Origin of the sequence: Streptomyces sp. Je 1-332 (assembly GCF_040730185.1) — a bacterium.
Lineage (GTDB): Bacteria > Actinomycetota > Actinomycetes > Streptomycetales > Streptomycetaceae > Streptomyces.
Genome location: NZ_CP160402.1, coordinates 2,077,251 through 2,096,267 on the forward strand (window position 1 = coordinate 2,077,251; position 19,017 = coordinate 2,096,267).

16 protein-coding genes are annotated in these 19,017 nt (G+C 70.5%); 3 read left to right on the forward strand and 13 right to left on the reverse strand.

The features are described from left to right. Positions 1–20: 20 nt before the first annotated feature. The 13 genes from ABXJ52_RS09680 to rsmH form a co-directional block, all read right to left on the reverse strand. A complete protein-coding gene (locus ABXJ52_RS09680; RefSeq protein WP_367040963.1) occupies positions 21–740 on the reverse strand; it encodes a YggS family pyridoxal phosphate-dependent enzyme in 720 nt (239 codons plus the stop codon). A gap of 6 nt (positions 741–746) precedes the next feature. Beyond that, complete coding sequence (gene pgeF, locus ABXJ52_RS09685; protein WP_367040965.1) at positions 747–1,478, reverse strand: peptidoglycan editing factor PgeF; 732 nt, start codon at positions 1,476–1,478, stop codon at positions 747–749. Beyond that, entirely contained in the window at positions 1,475–2,701 is a 1,227-nt protein-coding gene (gene ftsZ, locus ABXJ52_RS09690; RefSeq protein ID WP_367040967.1) for a cell division protein FtsZ, read from the reverse strand. Before ftsZ ends, pgeF begins: the two co-directional genes overlap by 4 nt. Before the next feature lie 275 nt (positions 2,702–2,976). Then, a complete protein-coding gene (locus tag ABXJ52_RS09695; RefSeq protein WP_367040969.1) occupies positions 2,977–3,765 on the reverse strand; it encodes an FtsQ-type POTRA domain-containing protein in 789 nt (262 codons plus the stop codon). A 32-nt stretch (positions 3,766–3,797) separates the two neighbouring features. After that, positions 3,798–4,892: an undecaprenyldiphospho-muramoylpentapeptide beta-N-acetylglucosaminyltransferase gene (gene murG, locus ABXJ52_RS09700; RefSeq protein WP_361188817.1), complete on the reverse strand. Its 1,095-nt coding sequence runs from the start codon at positions 4,890–4,892 to the stop codon at positions 3,798–3,800. Positions 4,893–4,898: 6 nt separating this feature from the next. After that, the gene (gene ftsW / locus ABXJ52_RS09705; RefSeq protein WP_367040971.1) at positions 4,899–6,221 is read right to left on the reverse strand and encodes a putative lipid II flippase FtsW; all 1,323 of its coding nucleotides are present in this window, start codon (positions 6,219–6,221) and stop codon (positions 4,899–4,901) included. Between the two features lie 80 nt (positions 6,222–6,301). Beyond that, positions 6,302–7,726 (reverse strand): UDP-N-acetylmuramoyl-L-alanine--D-glutamate ligase, encoded by a 1,425-nt coding sequence (gene murD, locus ABXJ52_RS09710; RefSeq protein WP_367040973.1) that lies wholly within the window; start codon positions 7,724–7,726, stop codon positions 6,302–6,304. Next, the gene (mraY, locus tag ABXJ52_RS09715; RefSeq protein ID WP_160504534.1) at positions 7,708–8,778 is read right to left on the reverse strand and encodes a phospho-N-acetylmuramoyl-pentapeptide-transferase; all 1,071 of its coding nucleotides are present in this window, start codon (positions 8,776–8,778) and stop codon (positions 7,708–7,710) included. The genes murD and mraY overlap by 19 nt, the downstream gene beginning before the upstream one ends. Continuing rightward, positions 8,775–10,187 carry a UDP-N-acetylmuramoyl-tripeptide--D-alanyl-D-alanine ligase gene (murF, locus tag ABXJ52_RS09720; RefSeq protein ID WP_367040976.1) on the reverse strand — a complete coding sequence of 471 codons (1,413 nt, stop codon included), beginning with the start codon at positions 10,185–10,187 and terminating at the stop codon, positions 8,775–8,777. Before murF ends, mraY begins: the two co-directional genes overlap by 4 nt. Before the next feature lie 4 nt (positions 10,188–10,191). Then, positions 10,192–11,844: a UDP-N-acetylmuramoyl-L-alanyl-D-glutamate--2,6-diaminopimelate ligase gene (locus ABXJ52_RS09725; RefSeq protein ID WP_367040978.1), complete on the reverse strand. Its 1,653-nt coding sequence runs from the start codon at positions 11,842–11,844 to the stop codon at positions 10,192–10,194. A gap of 20 nt (positions 11,845–11,864) precedes the next feature. Beyond that, positions 11,865–13,823 (reverse strand): penicillin-binding protein 2, encoded by a 1,959-nt coding sequence (locus ABXJ52_RS09730; RefSeq protein WP_367040980.1) that lies wholly within the window; start codon positions 13,821–13,823, stop codon positions 11,865–11,867. 5 nt (positions 13,824–13,828) lie between these two features. After that, positions 13,829–14,413 carry a septum formation initiator family protein gene (locus ABXJ52_RS09735; protein WP_367040982.1) on the reverse strand — a complete coding sequence of 195 codons (585 nt, stop codon included), beginning with the start codon at positions 14,411–14,413 and terminating at the stop codon, positions 13,829–13,831. A 48-nt stretch (positions 14,414–14,461) separates the two neighbouring features. Continuing rightward, positions 14,462–15,418, reverse strand: a complete 957-nt coding sequence (gene rsmH, locus ABXJ52_RS09740; protein ID WP_367040984.1) for a 16S rRNA (cytosine(1402)-N(4))-methyltransferase RsmH — start codon at positions 15,416–15,418, stop codon at positions 14,462–14,464. Positions 15,419–15,778: 360 nt separating this feature from the next. Here rsmH and ABXJ52_RS09745 point away from each other — a divergent pair, with 360 nt between their 5' ends. From ABXJ52_RS09745 to ABXJ52_RS09755, 3 genes are all read left to right on the forward strand, one after another. Next, positions 15,779–16,402, forward strand: a complete 624-nt coding sequence (locus ABXJ52_RS09745) for a carbonic anhydrase (protein ID WP_367040986.1) — start codon at positions 15,779–15,781, stop codon at positions 16,400–16,402. 225 nt (positions 16,403–16,627) lie between these two features. Next, positions 16,628–17,647, forward strand: a complete 1,020-nt coding sequence (locus ABXJ52_RS09750) for a MoxR family ATPase (protein WP_367040989.1) — start codon at positions 16,628–16,630, stop codon at positions 17,645–17,647. Next, the gene (locus tag ABXJ52_RS09755; RefSeq protein ID WP_367040991.1) at positions 17,647–19,014 is read left to right on the forward strand and encodes a DUF58 domain-containing protein; all 1,368 of its coding nucleotides are present in this window, start codon (positions 17,647–17,649) and stop codon (positions 19,012–19,014) included. The genes ABXJ52_RS09750 and ABXJ52_RS09755 overlap by 1 nt, the downstream gene beginning before the upstream one ends. Positions 19,015–19,017: the final 3 nt, after the last annotated feature.

The window sequence follows — 19,017 nt, forward strand, 5'->3', positions numbered from 1 at the left end:
GGTCCGACTTCTTGGCGACGTTACCCGAGCCCGGGTCGGACTCCGAGTACCGCCGTACCGACGCGCACATGTGTCGCTCCGGCCGCCACGGCCTGTTCGAGGTCCGCACTCATCCCTGCCGACACCATGTTCGCAGCCGGATGAGCCGCGCGCATGAGGGTTGAGAATTCCATCAGCCGCTCGAACGCCGCCTGTTGCCGCCCCGCGTACGGACCGGTGAGCGGCGCCACGGTCATCAGACCGTCGAGACGCAGCCCCGGAGCCCCTGCCACGAGTCCGGCCAACTCCTCGATGCCACCGGGGCCCACACCCCCGCGCTCGCCCCGCCCGTTCTCCTCGGCGTCGAGGGCGACCTGGATCAGACAGCCGATCTGCCGCTCGGCCCGCACCGCACCGGCCGACAGGGCGGTGACGAGCTTGGGACGGTCCACGGACTGGACCACATCGGCATAACCGACCACGGAACGGACCTTGTTGGTCTGCAACTGGCCGACGAAGTGCCAGGCAAGGGGAAGGTCCGAGCAGTCGGCGGCCTTGGGGGCCGCGTCCTGGTCACGGTTCTCGGCGACATGGCGCACCCCGAGCTCCGAGAGGATCCGCACATCGCTCGCGGGATAGGTCTTGGTGACCACGATCAGGGTCACCTCTTCCCGCTTGCGCCCGGCCGCCGCGCACGCCGCGGCGATGCGCTCCTCGACCTGCGCCAGATTTGCGGCGAGTTGAGACTTACGGTCCGTCATGCCCTATCAGTCCAGCCAGACATAGCCCGCCAGACGACCGGTGGTCCGGTCGCGGCGGTACGAGAAGTGGTCACCGGATTCCAAGGTGCACACCGGCGACTGCTCGCGGTCGTGCACCCCGAGCCGCTCCAGCTGGGCGTGCACCCCCGCGGTCACGTCGACCGCCGGCGTGCCCCAGCTCGTCTCGGCGTACGCCGCGGGCTCGATCGCGGCGGCGTCCGCGCGCATTGGCTCCGGCACCTCGTAGCAGCGGCCGCAGACGGCGGGCCCCGTGCGGGCGACGACGCGGGCCGGGTCAGCGCCCAGCTTCCCCATCGCCTCGACGGCGGCGGGGACGACCCCCGCCAGCATGCCGGGCCGCCCCGCGTGAGCCGCCGCCGCGACCTTGGCGACCGGGTCGGCGAGCAGGACGGGCGTGCAGTCCGCGGTCAGGACCGCCAGGGCGAGGCCACGGCGGGCGGTCACCACGGCGTCGACCGCCGGGATCTCGGTCTCGGCGCCCCAGGGTCCGTCGACCACGGCGACGTCGGGGCCGTGGACCTGGTTCATCCAGACGACCCGCTCGGGTGCGATGGCGAGCGACGTGGCGGCCAGCGCGCGGTTGTCGCGCACGGCGCGCGGGTCGTCGCCGACCGCGCCGCCGAGGTTGAGCTCTTCGTACGGAACGGCGCTCACCCCGCCCCACCTGTCGGTGAAGGCGAAGTGCGCGCCGCTCACGGTGCTGTGCCGGCTTATCACTTCAGGAAGTCCGGCACGTCCAGCTCTTCGGCCTGGCTGTCCGAGTACGGACGGGCCGGCGGAACCTGCGGCGGGGCCACGGGCGCGGACGGGGTCTCGTTGACCGGAGTCACCTCGACCGGCTCCGGAGCCGGCTTCTCCTCGTGCGACGTGACGCTGCCGAGGCCGCCGTACGGCGAACGGGACTCGGCGGGGCGGCTCGTGGCCGACGGCTGCTCGTCGCGCTGCTTGGACGGCGAGGCCGAGCTGAGGACGGTGTCGCGCTTGGACGGCGGCTGACCGCCGTCGAAGCCCGCCGCGATGACGGTGACCCTGACCTCGTCGCCCAGGGCGTCGTCGATGACGGCGCCGAAGATGATGTTGGCCTCGGGGTGGGCCGCCTCGCTGACCAGTTGGGCCGCTTCGTTGATCTCGAAGAGCCCGAGGTCGGAGCCGCCGGAGATGGAGAGCAGGACGCCCCGCGCTCCGTCGATGGACGCCTCCAGGAGCGGCGAGGAGATCGCCATCTCCGCGGCGGCCACCGCGCGGTCGTCGCCGCGCGCCGAGCCGATGCCCATGAGCGCCGAACCGGCCTCGGACATGACCGACTTGACGTCGGCGAAGTCGAGGTTGATCAGACCCGGGGTCGTGATGAGGTCGGTGATGCCCTGGACACCGGAGAGCAGGACCTGGTCCGCCGACTTGAAGGCGTCCAGAACGCTGACCTGACGGTCCGAGATGGACAGGAGCCGGTCGTTGGGGATGACGATGAGGGTGTCGACCTCTTCGCGCAGCTCCGCGATCCCGTCCTCGGCCTGGTTGGCGCGACGACGGCCCTCGAAGGTGAACGGCCGGGTCACGACGCCGATGGTCAGGGCGCCCAGGGAGCGGGCGATGTTGGCGACGACAGGTGCGCCGCCGGTGCCGGTGCCACCGCCTTCGCCGGCGGTGACGAAGACCATGTCGGCCCCCTTGAGGACCTCCTCGATCTCCTCGCGGTGGTCCTCCGCCGCCTTGCGGCCGACTGCCGGGTTGGCTCCGGCGCCGAGGCCACGGGTGAGTTCACGGCCGACGTCGAGCTTGACGTCGGCGTCGCTCATCAACAGGGCTTGCGCGTCGGTGTTGATGGCGATGAACTCGACGCCCTTGAGACCGACCTCGATCATCCGGTTGATGGCATTGACACCACCGCCGCCGACACCGATGACTTTGATGACTGCGAGGTAGTTCTGCGGTGCTGCCACGTCGAAGGCCTCTCGCCTCGAGTTACGTGTCGCCGCCTCGCGGTCAAGCGCCGCGACGACTGATGCCGAATGGGACGGTCCGAACGCCGACCCGAACCCTAACGTTGAAGTTTAGGGTTACCAGTGTGTCTGTTCCTTGGACTCTTCCGAACAGGACACTAAGTCGACAAGTGGCGCACGTTCAACGAACACGCCGAACCTCCCGTTTTTCTTTTCACCCTATGTGATCAGCCGTAGCGCTGCCGAACCAGGGTGCTGGCCTGCGACGATATGCGTCAACTCGCCGACGAGGCAGGGGCGGTGGGGACACTCACATCGAAGTGCCGTGCCTTGGGGGCGGCTTTCATCAGGGCGGTGAGTGTGCTTGCCTTCGTGTGACCCCTCTCGCTGCTGCCCCACGCTACGGTGCGTCCGCCGTTCAACTCCAGCGAGATCGAGTCGTACGAACGGACCTTGACGGCCCGTGTATCGCGCGCCACGGCCGCGGGCAGCGCGCCCGCGACCTGTACCGCCTCGCGCCGCAGCCGGTGGGAGTCGAAACGGCGCAGACTCGCCGCCGCGTTCTCCTGATCCGGCCTCAATTCCAGGAGCGGAACACCCTTCGGCGCGTGTCCGACCGTGGCGAATCGCACGCCCTTCGCGTCCACTTCGACGAACTTTCCGCCCTTTTCGATAAGGAGAACCGGCTTGCGTTCGGTCACATTCAGACCGATTCCGTGCGGCCAGGAACGGACGACGTCGACCGAGTCGATACGCGGCAGTTTCTTGCGCAGCCGGTCCTCAAGAGCGCCGGTGTCGACCGAAATCAGGGGCGCACCGATCGGGGCCGCGGCCGCTTCGTGCACCGCCTGGGGCGTCAGAATCCGCGTCCCGGAAGTCGTCACACGCTCCACGCGCAGCCACGGAGAGCCGTAGAGCAGCCAGACTCCTCCCGCGCCGAGCAGGACGAGCGCGATCAGCGAGAGGATCAGGTTGCGCGCCCGCGGCTTGAGCGCGCGGGGCCGCGGGGGGCGGGGCGGGCCGGAGGCGAGCTTCTGCCGTTCGGCGGTGGTCGGTCCGGCCACGGTCCCTGCCTTCTTTGCCTTCTAGTGCCGTCTCACCCGTTGCGGCGCGACGCGATCGCCTCGTACACCATGCCGACGAGGAGGTCGTCGGCGTCCCTGCGGCCGAACTCCGAGGCCGCACGGGACATCTCGTACAGCCGGTGCGGATCGGCAAGCACCGGGAGCACGTTGCCCTGCACCCACTCGGGCGTCAGTTCGGCGTCATCCACGAGGAGTCCACCGCCGGCCTTGACCACCGGCTGGGCGTTCAGCCGCTGTTCGCCGTTGCCGATGGGCAGCGGGACGTACGCGGCCGGAAGCCCGACGGCGGAGAGTTCGGCGACGGTCATCGCGCCCGCACGGCAGAGCATCATGTCCGCCGCGGCGTACGCGAGGTCCATCCGGTCCACGTACGGTACCGGGATGTAGGGCGGCATACCGGGCATGTTCTCGACGTACGGCATTTCGTTCTTCGGGCCGACCGCGTGCAGGATCTGGATCCCGGCGCGCTGGAGGACCGGAGCGACCTGCTGGACGACCTCGTTGAGCCGCCGTGCGCCCTGCGAGCCACCGGAGACCAGGAGCGTCGGGAGGTTCGGGTCGAGGCCGAAGGCGGCGCGCGCCTCCGGGCGGACCCGGGCCCTGTCGAGCGTGGCGATGGTGTGGCGCAGCGGGATGCCGATGTAGCGGGAGTTGCGCAGCTTGCTGTCGGGCGTGGCGACGGCCACCCCGGCGGCGTACCGCGAACCGATCTTGTTGGCGAGGCCGGGGCGCGCGTTGGCCTCGTGCACGACGATCGGCGTGCCCGTCCGCTTGGCCGCGAGGTACCCCGGCAGCGCGACGTAGCCGCCGAAGCCGACCACGCAGTCAGCCTTCGTGCGCTCCAGGATCTGCTCGGCCGCCTTGATCGTGCCGCGCAGCCGCCCCGGGACGGTGATCAGCTCAGGGGTGGGCTTGCGCGGCAGCGGAACGGCCGGGATCAGCGCGAGTTCGTAGCCCCGCTCGGGTACCAGCCGCGTTTCGAGTCCGCGCTCCGTGCCCAGGGCCGTGATGCCCACGGTCGGGTCCTGCCTCCGCAGGGCGTCCGCGAGGGCGAGCGCGGGCTCGATGTGGCCGGCGGTCCCCCCACCGGCGAGTACGACATGCACCGAAATTCACCGCTCTCCGGACGAACGCGCCTTGACGCGCCGTCTCATCGTGTTCCATCTCACCCGAGGTTGCCGCATGGCCAGGGCCGCCTTTGCCGCCGGTTCCTCCCGCGCGAAGGCGATGAGGAGTCCGATGGCGAACATGGTCGGCAACAGGGCCGAACCCCCGTAGGAGAACAGCGGGAGCGGGACACCGGCGATCGGCAGCAGACCGAGCACCGCACCGACGTTGATCACGGCCTGCGCCGTGATCCAGGTGGTCACGCCTCCCGCGGCATACCGTACGAAGGGGTCCTCCGTGCGTCCGGCCACGCGGATACCCGCATAGCCTAGAGCCGCGAACAGGGCGAGCACCGACAGTGTCCCCGCAAGGCCGAGTTCCTCCCCGGTGATGGCGAAGATGAAGTCGGTGTGCGGTTCCGGCAGTTGACCCCATTTTTCCACACTCGCGCCGAGGCCGGAACCGAAGAATCCGCCGGAGGCGAGGGCATAGATCCCGTGCACGGCCTGCCAGCACTGGTCGCCGGGGCCGGGGTCCGTGGCGCCGATGCAGGCGAGCCGCGCCATGCGGTTGGGGCTGGTCTTGATGAGGATCACGCCGAGCAGGGCCGCGACCGAGAGCACCCCCGCGAAGAGCCGCGTGGGCGCCCCCGCGAGCCAGAGCAGGCCGAAAAGGATCGCCGTGAGAATGATCGCCGTGCCCATGTCGCCGCCCAGCATGATCAGACCGAGCAGCATGAAGGCGACCGGGACGAGCGGCACCAGCATGTGCTTCCACTGGGTGAGGAGCCGCTTGTCGTGTTTGCGGGCCAGCAGGTCGGCGCCCCACAGGACGAGGGCGAGCTTGGCGAACTCACTGGGCTGGAGCTGGAACGGGCCGCCCAGATAGATCCAGTTCTGGTTGCCGTTGACGCTGCGCCCTATCCCGGGGATCTGCACGAGCACCATCAGGAAGACGGTCACCGCGAGGATGGGATAGGCGAGCGCCCGGTGCAGCTTGATGGGCATCCGCATGGCCACGAGCAGCAGGATCGAGCCCAGCACGGCCGCGACGAACTGCTTGCGGAAGAAGTACGCGGCGGGCAGGTCGAGCTGCAGCGCCTGGATCATCGACGCGGAGTAGACCATCACCAGGCCGAGCACGGTGATCAGCAGGCTGCTGCCGAAGATGAGGTAGTACGCGGTCAGCGGCCGGTCCCAGGCCCGCTTGGCGCGGGTGTAGGACCGCCGTACCGGGTTCTCCCGCGGGGGGCGGGGTGCACCCGCGGAACGGATCGGTGCGGGCCGCTTGGCGAGCCGCGTGGGCGCGCGCCCGCTACTGCCGGCCATCAGTGCCCCCGACCGGCCACCAAGACGCTGCCACGTGCCCTCCTAAGGGTGCCGGGCGCCCCGGACCACCGGGGTCCGCGTCAGGCGCTCGCGCCGAGTTCGCGGACCGCGTCCGCGAACGCGTCACCACGCTTGTTGTAGTTGGTGAACATGTCCATCGACGCACAGGCCGGAGCCATCAGTACGGTGTCCCCCGGCTCGGCGAGCCGCGCCGCCTGCCGTACCGCCTCGGACATCGCCCCAGTGTCGGTCCGTTCGAGGTCGACGACCGGGACCTCGGGGGCGTGTCGCGCGAGGGCTTCGCGGATCAGCGCGCGGTCGGCGCCGATCAGGACAACACCCCGCAGCCGCTTGGCCGACTTGGTGACAAGCTCGTCGAAGGTGGCGCCCTTGGCGAGCCCGCCCGCGATCCAGACGATCGATTCGTACGCGGCCAACGAGGCTTCCGCGGCGTGGGTGTTGGTGGCCTTGGAGTCGTCGACGTACGCCACCTCGGCCACGTCGGCGACGTGTTCGATGCGGTGGGCGTCGGGGCGGAAGGCGCGCAGTCCGTCGCGTACGGCTGTCGCCGGGACGCCGTAGGCGCGTGCGAGAGCCGCCGCGGCCAGGGCGTTGGCGATGTTGTGCGGCGCGGGCGGCTGCACGTCGGAGATCTCGGCGAGCTCCTGCGCCTGCTTCTGGCGGTCCGGCACGAAGGCACGGTCGACCAGAATGCCGTCCACGACGCCCAGTTGCGAGGGCGCGGGCGCGTTCAGCGTGAAACCGATGGCGCGGCAGCCCTCTTCGACGTCGGCCTCGCGGACGAGGTCCTCCGTCGCCTTGTCGGCGACGTTGTAGACGCAGGCGACCTGATTGCCCTCGTAGATCCGGCCCTTGTCGGCGGCGTACGCCTCCATGGAGCCGTGCCAGTCCAGGTGGTCGGGCGCGAGGTTCAGGACGGTCGCCGAGTGGGCGCACAGCGAGGGCGCCCAGTGCAGCTGGTACGAGGACAGCTCGACGGCGAGTACGTCGTACGGCTCGTCGCCGGTGACGACGTCGAGGAGTGAGACCCCGATGTTGCCGACGGCTGCGGTGCGCAGACCGGCCGCCTCCAGGATCGAGGCCAGCATCCGTACGGTCGTGGTCTTGCCGTTCGTGCCGGTGACCGCGAGCCAGGGAGCGGCATCGGGGCCGCGCAGGCGCCAGGCCAGCTCGACGTCGCCCCACACCTCGACGCCGGCGGCGGCCGCTGCCGCGAAGAGCGGCTTGTCCGGCTGCCAGCCGGGCGTGGTGACGACGAGTTCGGTGCCTTCGGGCAGGGTGGCCCCGTCACCGAGGCGGACACTGATGCCCTCGGACCTCAGCTCGTCGGCCTGCGTACGGGAGCGTTCGTCGTCGCCGTCGTTGACGACCGTGACGACGGCGCCCAGGCCGTGCAGCACGCGGGCCGCCGGGATCCCGGAGACGCCGAGCCCGGCGACGGTGACGTTCTTCCCCTGCCAGCTGGTCACTTCTTGGCTGCCCATCCTGCGTAGAAGAGGCCGAGTCCGACGATCACGCACATGCCCTGGATGATCCAGAAGCGGACCACCACAAGGACCTCGGACCACCCCTTGAGTTCGAAGTGGTGCTGCAGTGGCGCCATGCGGAAGACGCGCTTGCCGGTCATGCGGAAGGAGCCGACCTGGATGACGACCGACATCGTGATCAGGACGAAGAGGCCGCCGAGCAGGGCGAGGAGCATCTCGGTGCGCGAGCAGATCGCGAGTCCGGCGAGCGCGCCGCCCAGGGCCAGCGAGCCGGTGTCACCCATGAAGATCTTGGCGGGCGAGGTGTTCCACCACAGGAAGCCGAAGCAGGCGCCCATCAGCGCGGAGGCCACCACCGCCAGGTCGAGTGGGTCTCTGACCTCGAAACACGCCTGTGGGTTGGTGAGCGTGACCGCGTTGGCGCAGGACTCCTGGTACTGCCAGACACCGATGAAGGTGTACGCGCCGAAGACCATCACCGAGGCGCCCGTGGCGAGGCCGTCGAGGCCGTCGGTGAGGTTCACGCCGTTCGACATCGCGAGGATCATGAACAGCGCCCAGACCACGAAGAGCACCGGGCCGATCGACCAGCCGAAGTCCGTGACGAACGACAGCTTGGTGGAGGCCGGGGTCTGGTTGCGGTTGTCGGGCCAGTTCAGCGCGAGCACGGCGAAGCCGATGCCGACGATCAGCTGTCCGGCCATCTTCGCCTTGGCGCGCAGACCGAGCGAGCGCTGCTTGACGATCTTGATGTAGTCGTCGAGGAAGCCGACGAGGCCCATGCCCGCCATCAGGAAGAGCACGAGGAGACCGGAGAGCGTGGTCTCCGTGCCCGTGATGATCTTCGTGAGGAAGTATGCGATGAGCGTGGCGAGGATGAAGGCGATGCCACCCATGGTCGGCGTACCGCGCTTGCTGTGGTGCTCGCGCGGGCCGTCGTCCCGGATGAACTGCCCATAGCCCTTGCGGGCAAGGAACTTGATAAGGAGCGGGGTTCCGACCAGGGTCAGGAAGAGCCCGATCACACCCGCGAAGAGGATCTGCCTCATCGGCCGGCGACCTGCCCCTCGGGAGACGCGGAGTCATCGAGCAGCGCCGTGGCGACCCGCTCGAGACCGACCGATCTGGAAGCCTTCACCAGCACGACGTCTCCCGGGCGCAGCTCGCTGCGCAGCAGGTCGATCGCCGCCTGTGCGTCGGACACGTGCACCGACTCCTCACCCCACGAACCCTCGTTGTATGCGCCCAGTTGGAGCCAGGACGCTTCCCTGCCCCCGACTGCCACGAGCTTGCTCACGTTCAGCCGGACAGCGAGCCGTCCGACCGCGTCGTGTTCGGCGAGCCCCTCGTCACCGAGCTCGGCCATGTGACCGAGCACCGCCCACGTACGACGTCCCTTGGCCATGGCCGCGAGCGCGCGCAGGGCGGCTCGCATGGACTCGGGGTTCGCGTTGTAGGCGTCGTTGACGACCGTCACGCCGTCCGGGCGCTCGGTGACCTCCATCCGCCAGCGGGACAGCGTGCCCGCCTCGGAGAGCGCGCGGGCGATCTCGTCTGCGGACATGCCCAGCTCATGGGCGACGGCGGCCGCGGCAAGCGCGTTCGACACGTGGTGCTCACCGTACAGCCGCAAGGTCACGTCGCTGCACCCGGAGGGTGTGTGCAGCGTAAAGGCAGGCTGTCCGACGTCTGTGAGCCGGACATTCTCGGCACGTACGTCGGCGTCGGCGGACTCTCCGAAGAGCAGGACGCGCGCCTTCGTGCGGGAAGCCATGGCGCGGACGAGGGGGTCGTCGGCGTTGAGCACGGCGGTGCCGTCGGCGGGCAGGCTCTCGACGAGTTCACCCTTCGCCACTGCGATCTGCTCGCGTCCGCCGAACTCGCCGATGTGGGCGGTGCCGACGTTGAGCACGAGGCCGATCTTCGGCGGGGTGAGGCCGGTGAGGTAGCGGATGTGGCCGATGCCGCGGGCGCCCATCTCCAGGACGAGGAACCGCGTCTCGTCGGTGGCGCTGAGGGCGGTGAGCGGCAGGCCGATCTCGTTGTTGAGCGAGCCGGGCGTGAAGACCGTGGGCGCCTTGCTCCGCAGGACCTGGGCGAGCAGGTCCTTGGAGCTCGTCTTGCCGACGGAGCCGGTGAGCGCCACGAGTGTGGCGCCGAGGCGCTCCACGACGTGCCGCGCGAGAGCGCCGAGCGCCGCCTGCACGTCGTCGACGACGATGGCGGGCACGCCGACGGGGCGCGAGGCGAGGACCGCGGCGGCGCCCGCCTCGACCACGGCGGACGCGTAGTCGTGGCCGTCGACGCGCTCGCCGGCGAAGGCGACGAAGAGGCTGCCTGGCTCCACTTCACGGGAGTCCCTGACGACCGGTCCGGTGACCTGGACGGACGGATCCGGTATGTCGTGCGGCTGCCCGCCGACGACAGTGGCGATCTCGGCGAGGGAGAGGGCGATCACAGATTCATCCCTGGGTTTGCTGGATTGCTTCGCGAAGTACCTGGCGGTCGTCGAAGGGACGCACCACCCCGGCGATGTCCTGTCCCTGCTCGTGGCCCTTGCCCGCGACGAGCACCGTGTCGCCCGGTTCGGCCCGGGCGACGGCCGCGCGGATGGCGGCGGCGCGGTCCTCGAAGACGGCGACGTCGCCGCGCTCGTGGATCGGCACGTCGGCGGCGCCGGCGAGCATCGTGGCGAGGATCGCGAGGGGGTCCTCGCCACGGGGGTTGTCGGAGGTCAGTACGGCGGTGTCGGAGAGGCGGGCCGCCGCGGCGCCCATCGGCATCCGCTTGGTCTTGTCCCGGTCGCCGCCGCAGCCGAGGACGATGTGCAGCTTGTTCTCGGTGACCTTGCGCAGGGCGCGCAGGACCGATTCGACAGCGTCCGTCTTGTGGGCGTAGTCGACGACCGCGAGGTAGGGCTGGCCCTCGTCGATGCGCTCCAGGCGGCCGGGAACGCCCGGCACCGCCGCGACGCCGTCGGCGGCCTGCTGCGGGTCGATCCCGGCGACGGCGAGCGAGACGATCGCGGCCAGCGTGTTGGCGACGTTGAAGGGACCGGCCAGCGGGGACTTCGCGATGATCCGCTCCCCCTGCGGGCCGACCGCGACGAACGTGGAGTCGAAGAGCCGGACGTCCACGTCCTCCGCGCGCCAGTCGGCGTCGGGGTGGCCCTCGGCGGAGAAGGTGGTGACCGGGACCTCTGACTCGGTGATGAGCCGGCGCCCGTACTCGTCGTCGAAGTTCACCACTCCGACCTTGGAGCGCTGTTTGCTGAACAGCTGCGCCTTGGCCTGGAAGTAGTCCTCCATGTCGGAGTGGAACTCCATGTGCTCCGGGCTGAGGTTGTTGAAGACGGCGACGTCGAAGACGCAGCCGTCCACCCGGCCGAGCACGAGGGCGTGCGAGGAGACCTCCATGGCGACGGCCTCGACGCCGCGCTCGCGCATCACCGCGAACAGCGCCTGCAGGTCGGTCGCTTCAGGGGTCGTACGTTCGGACTTGATCCGCTCCTGACCGATGCGCATCTCGACCGTGCCGATGAGGCCGGTCGACTTGATGCCCTCGAGGCCGCCCTCGACGAGGTACGCCGTGGTGGTCTTGCCGGACGTGCCGGTGATGCCGATCTGCAGCAGATCGCGGCCCGGATGGCCGTACACCGTGGCCGCGAGCTCCCCCATGGAGCCGCGCGGATCGTCGACGACCAGGACCGGCAGGCCCGTGACGGCGGCGCGTTCGGCGCCCGTCGGGTCGGTGAGGATCGCGGCGGCTCCGAGGTCGGCGGCCTGGGCGACGAAGTCGGCGCCGTGCAGCCGGGCGCCGGGCAGGGCGGCGTAGATGTCGCCGGGGCGGACCGCGCGGGAGTCGTGCGTGATGCCGCTGACCTCCCCCGTGCCCGGGGCGGCGACGCCCAGCTGATCGGCGATCCTGGCGAGCGGCGTCGCGGAGACCTGGACCGGCCGCGGCGGTCCCGGATATGTCACGGGAACGCCCTTCTGGGTGGTTTGGGACTGATCAGCGTGTGGCACGGCGGTGAGCGTACCGGGCGCACCGGGCTCAGAGCCAAGCGGGCGGTGTGGCGGGGGCTGGTTCCCCGGCCCCGGAGTGATCGTTGTCACGGGAATGTCCTGGTAGGGGCTCAGGGTTCGAAGGTGACGGGGAGCCGGGCCGCGCCCTTGCCGGTGGGCGGGACCTGGAGCGTCTTGAGGGCGAACTGCATGACTTCCTTGTAGATGGGTCCGCAGATCTGGCCGCCGAAGTAGCTGCCCTTGGTGGCGTTCTGGATCGCGCAGTAGACGGTGACGCGCGGTTTGTCGGCGGGCGCGAAACCGGCGAACGACGAGGTGTAGCCCTTGTACCTGCCGGTCTCGGGATCGACCCGGTTGGCCGTACCCGTCTTGCCCGCGACCCGGTAGCCGGGGATGCGGGCCTTGGTGCCCGTGCCCTCTTCGTCGTCGACGACCGATTCGAGCATGTGCGACACGGTCTTGGCGGTCTTCGCGCTCACCACCCGGGTCTTCTTGGGCTTCGACGCGGGCGTGAAGCGGCCGTCGGGCCCCTTGGTGCCGCGCACCAGCGTGGGCTCGACGCGTACGCCGTCGTTGGCGATGGTCGAGTAGACGGAGGTCGCCTGCATCGCGTTGATCGAGAAGCCCTGGCCGAACGGGATCGTGTACTGCTGCGAGGTGGACCACTTGTCGGCGGGCGCGAAGATGCCCGACGTCTCGCCGGGGAAGCCGAGCCCGGTCTCCCTGCCGATGCCGAACTTGCGCAGGTACGAGTAGAGCGACCGGTTGGCCTCCTTCTGGGTCTTGCCCAGTTCGCCGGTGGCCAGGATCGTGCCGATGTTGGAGGACTTGGCGAGCACGCCGTTGAGCGTGAGGTGCCAGGTCGGGTGGTCGATGTCGTCCTGGAAGAGCCGGTCGCCGCGGTGCAGTCGGTTGGGGACCGTCACGCGGGTCGCGGGCGTGGCCGCGTTCTCCTCCAGGACGGCGGCCATCGACATGACCTTGGCGGTGGAACCGGGCTCGAAGGCGTCCTGGAGCGCGGCGTTGCCCATGGCCGTCCCGTCGGCCTGCGAGAGGTCGTTCGGGTCGAAGCCCGGGGAGTTGGCCATCGCGAGGATCTCGCCGGTCCTGGTGTCCTGCACTATCACGTAACCGCGGTCGGCCTGCGACTTCTCCACCTGTCTGGTGATGGCGCTCTGCGCGGCCCACTGGATGTCGCGGTCGATGGTGAGCTCGACGTCGGAGCCGGGCACGGCGGGCGTCTCCGTGCTGCCGGCGGTCGGCACCTGGTGGCCGCCGGACTGGGCGTACCTGATCTTGCCGTCCTTGCCCGCGAGTTCCTTGTTGAGCTGCTGCTCCAGGCCGCCCGCGCCCTTGCCCTCGGCGTTGACCCAGCCCAGTATCCCGGCGCCCAAATCGTCGTTCGGGTACACGCGCTTGCTGCTGGGGTCCTGGAAGACGCCCGCCAGGATGTTGGCGCTCTTCTTGTCGGCGCCTGCCTTGTCGGCGAGTGCGCCGCGCAGGTCCTTGATCTGCTTCCAGACCTGCGGGGTCTGCCGGCGGGCGAGCAGGACGTAGCGCGTCTTGGGGGTCTTCAGCTGTTCGGTGAGCCGGTCGGCGTCCTTGTCGAGGATCGGGGCGAGGAGGGCCGCGGCCTGCTCGGGCGCGTCCTTGATGCCCATCTCCTTCGCGGTGAACATCGTGGGGTCGGCCGTGATGTCGTACGCGTCCACGCTGGCGGCCAGTTCGACGCCGCGGCGGTCGGTGATGCCGCCGCGCTCGGCGGTCAGGACATGGCTGAAGTAGCGGTTCTTCTCGGCCTTGGAGGTGTACACGCTCGCGTCGACCGCCTGCACCTGGAGCAGGCGTACGACAAAAGCGAGCATCACCAGGGTCAGGCCGAGGCTCACCATGCGAAGCCGGGGCCGCGGGCTGCCGAGCCGGATGGTGCGGGCCTTGGTGGCGGGGCGTGGCCGGCGGGCGGCGGGGCGGGGCCCTCCTCCGGGGCGGCGCTGTTCACCGGGGCGGGCGGGGCGCGAGGGCCGCGCGGGACCCGGGACCCTGCGTCGCGGGGGTTGGCGGTCCGTCACTTACGTCACCTGCCGGAGGTCGTGGGGCCGGGCGTCGCGGGGAGGTCGGGCGTGGGCGGGGCTTCCGAGGCCGCGGCGGAGGGTACCGGGGAGGCCTGGGGCAGCGCGGGCTCTGTGGGTTCTGCGGGCTCCGCGGGCTCCGCGGGCGGCAGCAGCGCCGGGATCGAGACGGAGGGCGCCGGGGAGGCCACCTCCTGGGGGCGCGGGTCGGGCTCAAGCGCGGACTGCTCGGCGGTGCCGGGGACGCCGCGAACGGTGCCGTCCGGGTTCAGGAAGGCCGGGTCGCCGCCCGGCACCATGCCGAGTTCACGGGCGCGGCGCTGGAGGGCGTCGGGGGCGGCGTAGGCGTCCACGTCCCGCTGGAGCTCCTGCTCCTGGTCGGTGAGCTCCGTCGTCTGCTTCTTGAGCTCGCTCAGCTGGAACGAGCCTTCGTTGAGCGAGGAGTTCAGGATCAGCAGGGCGATCAGACCGCCGCCGAGCAACAGCACGACGAGCAGCACGAACGGCGTGCGCGCGGCCTGGTTCCGCCCCGACGGCAGCAGCCGCGCGAGCCGGGCCGCCCTCCCCCGCAGCTCGGGCTTCTTGCTCATGGGGCCTCCTCAGGGACGCCGTTCACGGGTGCTCCCGGCGGGCGCGCTTCACGGAGTCTCCTCGCGGATGCGCTGCGCACCCCGCAGCCGTGCCGGGGCCGCCCGGCGGTTCTCGGCGATCTCTTCCTCGGTGGGGAGTTCGGCGCCGCGCGTGAGGAGCTTGAGCCGGGGCTGGTAGCGCTCGGGGACGACGGGCAGGCCGGGGGGCGCGGTCGTCGCGGCGCCGGCCGCGAACACCTGCTTGACCAGCCGGTCCTCCAGCGAGTGGTACGACAGGACGGCGATGCGGCCGTCCACGGCGAGGGCCTTCACGGCCGCCGGGATGGCCGCCTCCAGGACGCTCAGCTCGCCGTTGACCTCGATGCGCAGGGCCTGGAAGGTGCGCTTGGCGGGGTTGCCGCCGGTGCGCTTGGCGGCCTGCGGCAAGGAGTCACGGATCAGCTCGACGAGCCGCGCGCTGTTGCTGAACGGCTCCTTCTCGCGCTCACGGACCACGGCGCTCACGATCCGCTTGGCCTGCTTCTCCTCGCCGTACTGGCGCAGGATCCGCACCAGTTCGCCCGGTGCGTACGTGTTGAGGACCTCGGCTGCGCTCATGCCGGTCGTCTGGTCCATGCGCATGTCCAGGGGCGCGTCCTGCGCGTAGGCGAAGCCGCGGTCCGCCTCGTCGAGTTGCATCGAGGAGACGCCGAGGTCGAAGAGGACGCCCTGGACCTTCGCGATGCCGAGCCGGTCGAGCACATCGGGCAGTTCGTCGTAGACGGCGTGCACGAGCTCGGCCCGGTCTCCGAAGGGGGCGAGCCGCTCTCCGGAGAGCCGCAGCGCTTCCTTGTCGCGGTCCAGGCCGATGAGGCGGGCCGAGGGGAAGGTCGACAGGAGGGCCTCGCTGTGGCCGCCGAGTCCAAGGGTGCAGTCGACGACGACCGCGCCCGGCTGGGCGAGCGCGGGGGCCAACAGGTCCAGGCATCGCTGGAGCATCACCGGGACGTGTCGGGTCTGGCTCAAAGGGCCCTCTCAGATCCGGCGCGGCGAGACGTGCGCACGGCCGGGTCCCCGCCCGCTCAAGAAGGGGAATGGCCTGCTGGCGCCGGGGAAGTGGCGTCAGCCGACCGAGAGCGGGAGGAGGCCGAGCCGTACGTACGCGCCGCGCACGCGGGGGGATTCAGGTCAATCCCCGGGGTGAACATTCCAGCGGGGAGCAGGTCACGGCCCTCCCACTTCGCGTCACTTTAGTCCACCCCGTCGCCCGGTCAATCAACTGGCCTGCGCGTCGCGGACGGGTCATCGGCGAGCCCCGGACAGCGCCCCGTCACCCGTTCGGGGGCATGCGCCGCACCCCTGTGGGTTAGCTCATAACAAGACTCATTGACGTTCTTTGTCCCTTCTCACAGCGGGCCCGAGCGATCAGTGCCGACTAACGTCATAGCCATGTCGACTTCCGCATCCTCCACGGGCCACTCCCCCGCAGAGCCGAACGGTGGGATAACCGCCGCCGGCACCGTCACCGATCGCCTCGTCGAGGCGAACAAGGGGTACGCGAAGGCCTTCACCGATCCGGGCATGGACGCACGCCCCGTCCTCAACGTGGCCGTGGTCGCGTGCATGGACGCCCGCATCGACCTGCACGCCGCGCTCGGCCTCGAACTGGGCGACTGTCACACCATCCGCAACGCGGGCGGCGTGGTCACCGACGACGTCATGCGTTCCCTGACGATCAGCCAGCGTGCCCTCGGCACCCGCAGCGTCGTACTGATCCACCACACCAGCTGCGGCCTGGAGAGCCTCACCGAGGAGTTCCGGCACGATCTTGAACTCGAGGTCGGCCAGCGGCCCGCCTGGGCGGTGGAGTCCTTCCGCGACGTCGACCAGGACGTTCGGCAGTCGATGCAGCGGGTGCGGACCTCGCCGTTCCTGCTGCACACCGACGATGTGCGGGGATTCGTCTTCGATGTGACCACAGGTCTGCTGCGGGAGATCGACCCTGCGTGACGGGGTCCGGGCCGGCCCTTTCCGGACCGGCTCGGCCGCCAAAAGGCCGTAAGACCCGACATATCGCCGCCAGTTATCCACGGGCGAGTGACACAACCCGGTATGCCCAACAAGAATGCGGGTGGGGCATCACGCTGAACCATTCACGCGTGGTGTCCGTGATTCGGGGTGGGCCGGGCCGCACACAAACGCGTCGGCCCGGAGAACGTGTCCGAGGAGGGCCGGGTGACGACCTATGACGATCGAGCGAGCCTCACAGATCTGACCGCCACAGCGGAGCGTGTCCGCGGGTCGGTCGAGGGTGTGATCGAGGGCAAGCCAGAGGTCGTACGGCTTTCGCTGACCGTGCTCCTCGCCGAGGGGCATCTGCTGATCGAGGATGTACCGGGCGTGGGCAAGACCATGCTCGCCAAGGCGCTGGCGCGGTCCATCGACTGCTCCGTGCGGCGCATCCAGTTCACACCTGACCTGCTGCCGTCGGACATCACCGGTGTGTCGATCTTCGACCAGCAGCGCCGGGACTTCGAGTTCAAGCCCGGCGCGATCTTCGCGCAGATCGTGATCGGCGACGAGATCAACCGCGCGTCCCCCAAGACGCAGTCGGCGCTCCTGGAGTCCATGGAGGAGCGCCAGGTCACCATCGACGGGCAGACGTACGAACTGCCGAGCCCCTTCATGGTGGTGGCGACGCAGAACCCCGTCGAGATGGAGGGGACCTACCCCCTGCCCGAGGCGCAGCGCGACCGCTTCATGGCGCGCGTCTCGATCGGCTATCCGAACGCGGAGGCCGAGCTGCAGATGCTGGACGTGCACGGCGGTGTCTCGCCGCTGGACGACCTCCAGCCGGTGGCGCACGCGCACGACATCGTGAAGCTCATCGACGCGGTCCGCACGGTCCACGTCGCCGACGCCGTACGGCGGTATGCCGTGGACCTGGTGGGAGCGACCCGCAACCACCCGGACCTGAGACTCGGTGCGTCGCCGCGCGCGACGCTGCACCTGCTGCGCGCGGCCAAGGCCTCCGCCGCGCTCAGCGGCCGGGAGTTCGCCCTGCCGGACGACGTCCAGGCCCTCGCCGTCGCGGTGCTCGCGCACCGGCTGCTGCCCACGGCGCAGGCCCAGTTGAACCGGCGTACGGCCGAATCGGTCGTCCTGGAGATCCTCCAGCGCACGCCCGTGCCCGCCGCCGCCCAGCCGAACAGCGGCTACTTCAACCAGCAGCCGCCCGGCGCCCGGAGGCTGTGATGGCGGCCGGGGGGCCGCAGCCGGCGCAGGCCGAGGAGGGCAAGGGCGGACTGCGGACCGCGCTCGCGGGACTGACCACGCGCGGGCGTTCGTTCCTGGCTGCCGGGGTCGCCGCCGCCATCTGCGCGTACGTCCTCGGGCAGAGTGATCTGCTCCGGGTCGGGCTGCTGCTCGCCGTGCTCCCGCTGGTGTGCGCGACGGTGCTCTACCGCACCCGCTACCGCGTCGCGGGCAGCCGCAGGCTCTCCCCCGCGCGCGTGCCCGCCGGTTCGGAGGCGCGTGTCCACCTGCGGATGGACAACGTCTCCAGGCTGCCCACGGGTCTGCTGATGCTCCAGGACCGGGTGCCCTACGTCCTGGGGCCGCGGCCCCGGTTCGTGCTCGACCGGGTGGAGGCGGGCGGCCGCCGTGAGGTGTCCTACCGCGTCCGCTCGGACCTGCGGGGGCGCTATCCGCTGGGACCGCTGCAGCTGCGTCTGACGGACCCGTTCGGGATGTGTGAACTGACCCGCTCCTTCTCGACGTACGACACCTTGACGGTCATCCCGCGGGTGGAGGCGCTGCCTCCGGTGCGGCTCACCGGCGAGGCCAAGGGCTACGGCGACGGGCGCAACCGCTCGCTTGCCCTCGCGGGCGAGGACGACGTGATCCCGCGGGGCTACCGCCACGGCGACGACCTGCGCCGCGTCCACTGGCGCTCCACGGCCCGCTATGGAGAGCTCATGGTGCGCCGCGAGGAGCAGCCGCAGCGGGCCCGCTGCACGGTGCTCCTCGACACCCGGGGGCACGCCTTCCGGGGCGCGGGGCCCGAATCGGCCTTCGAATGGGCGGTGTCGGGCACGGCCTCCGCTCTGGTGCACATGCTCGAACGGGGTTTTTCGGTACGGCTGTTGACGGACACCGGGAACTCCGTCCCCGGTGAGGGCTCGGACGGTTTCGCGGGCGCCAGCCAGGAGTCGGCGGACGCGGCGGGTCTGATGATGGACACCCTCGCGGTGATCGACCACTCGGACGGCACGGGGCTCTCGCCCGCGTACGACGTGCTGCGCGGGGGCAACGAAGGCCTGCTGATCGCCTTCTTCGGCGACCTCGACCAGCAGCAGGCGACGGTGGCCGCCAAGATGCGGCAGCGCAGCGGAGCCGCGGTCGCCTTCGTCCTGGACAGCACGGTCTGGGCCCAGGGCCCCGGCGGGGCTCCCTCGGGCCCCGGCGACGAGCGGATCCGGATGCTGCGCGAGGCGGGCTGGACGGCCGTGGCCGTGCCCCCCGGGGTCGCTCTGGTGGACCTGTGGCGCCAGGCGGACCATCTGCGGGCGAGCACGGGCCCGGCTCCCGCCGCGGGGACGACCACCGGAGGCTGGGGATGAACG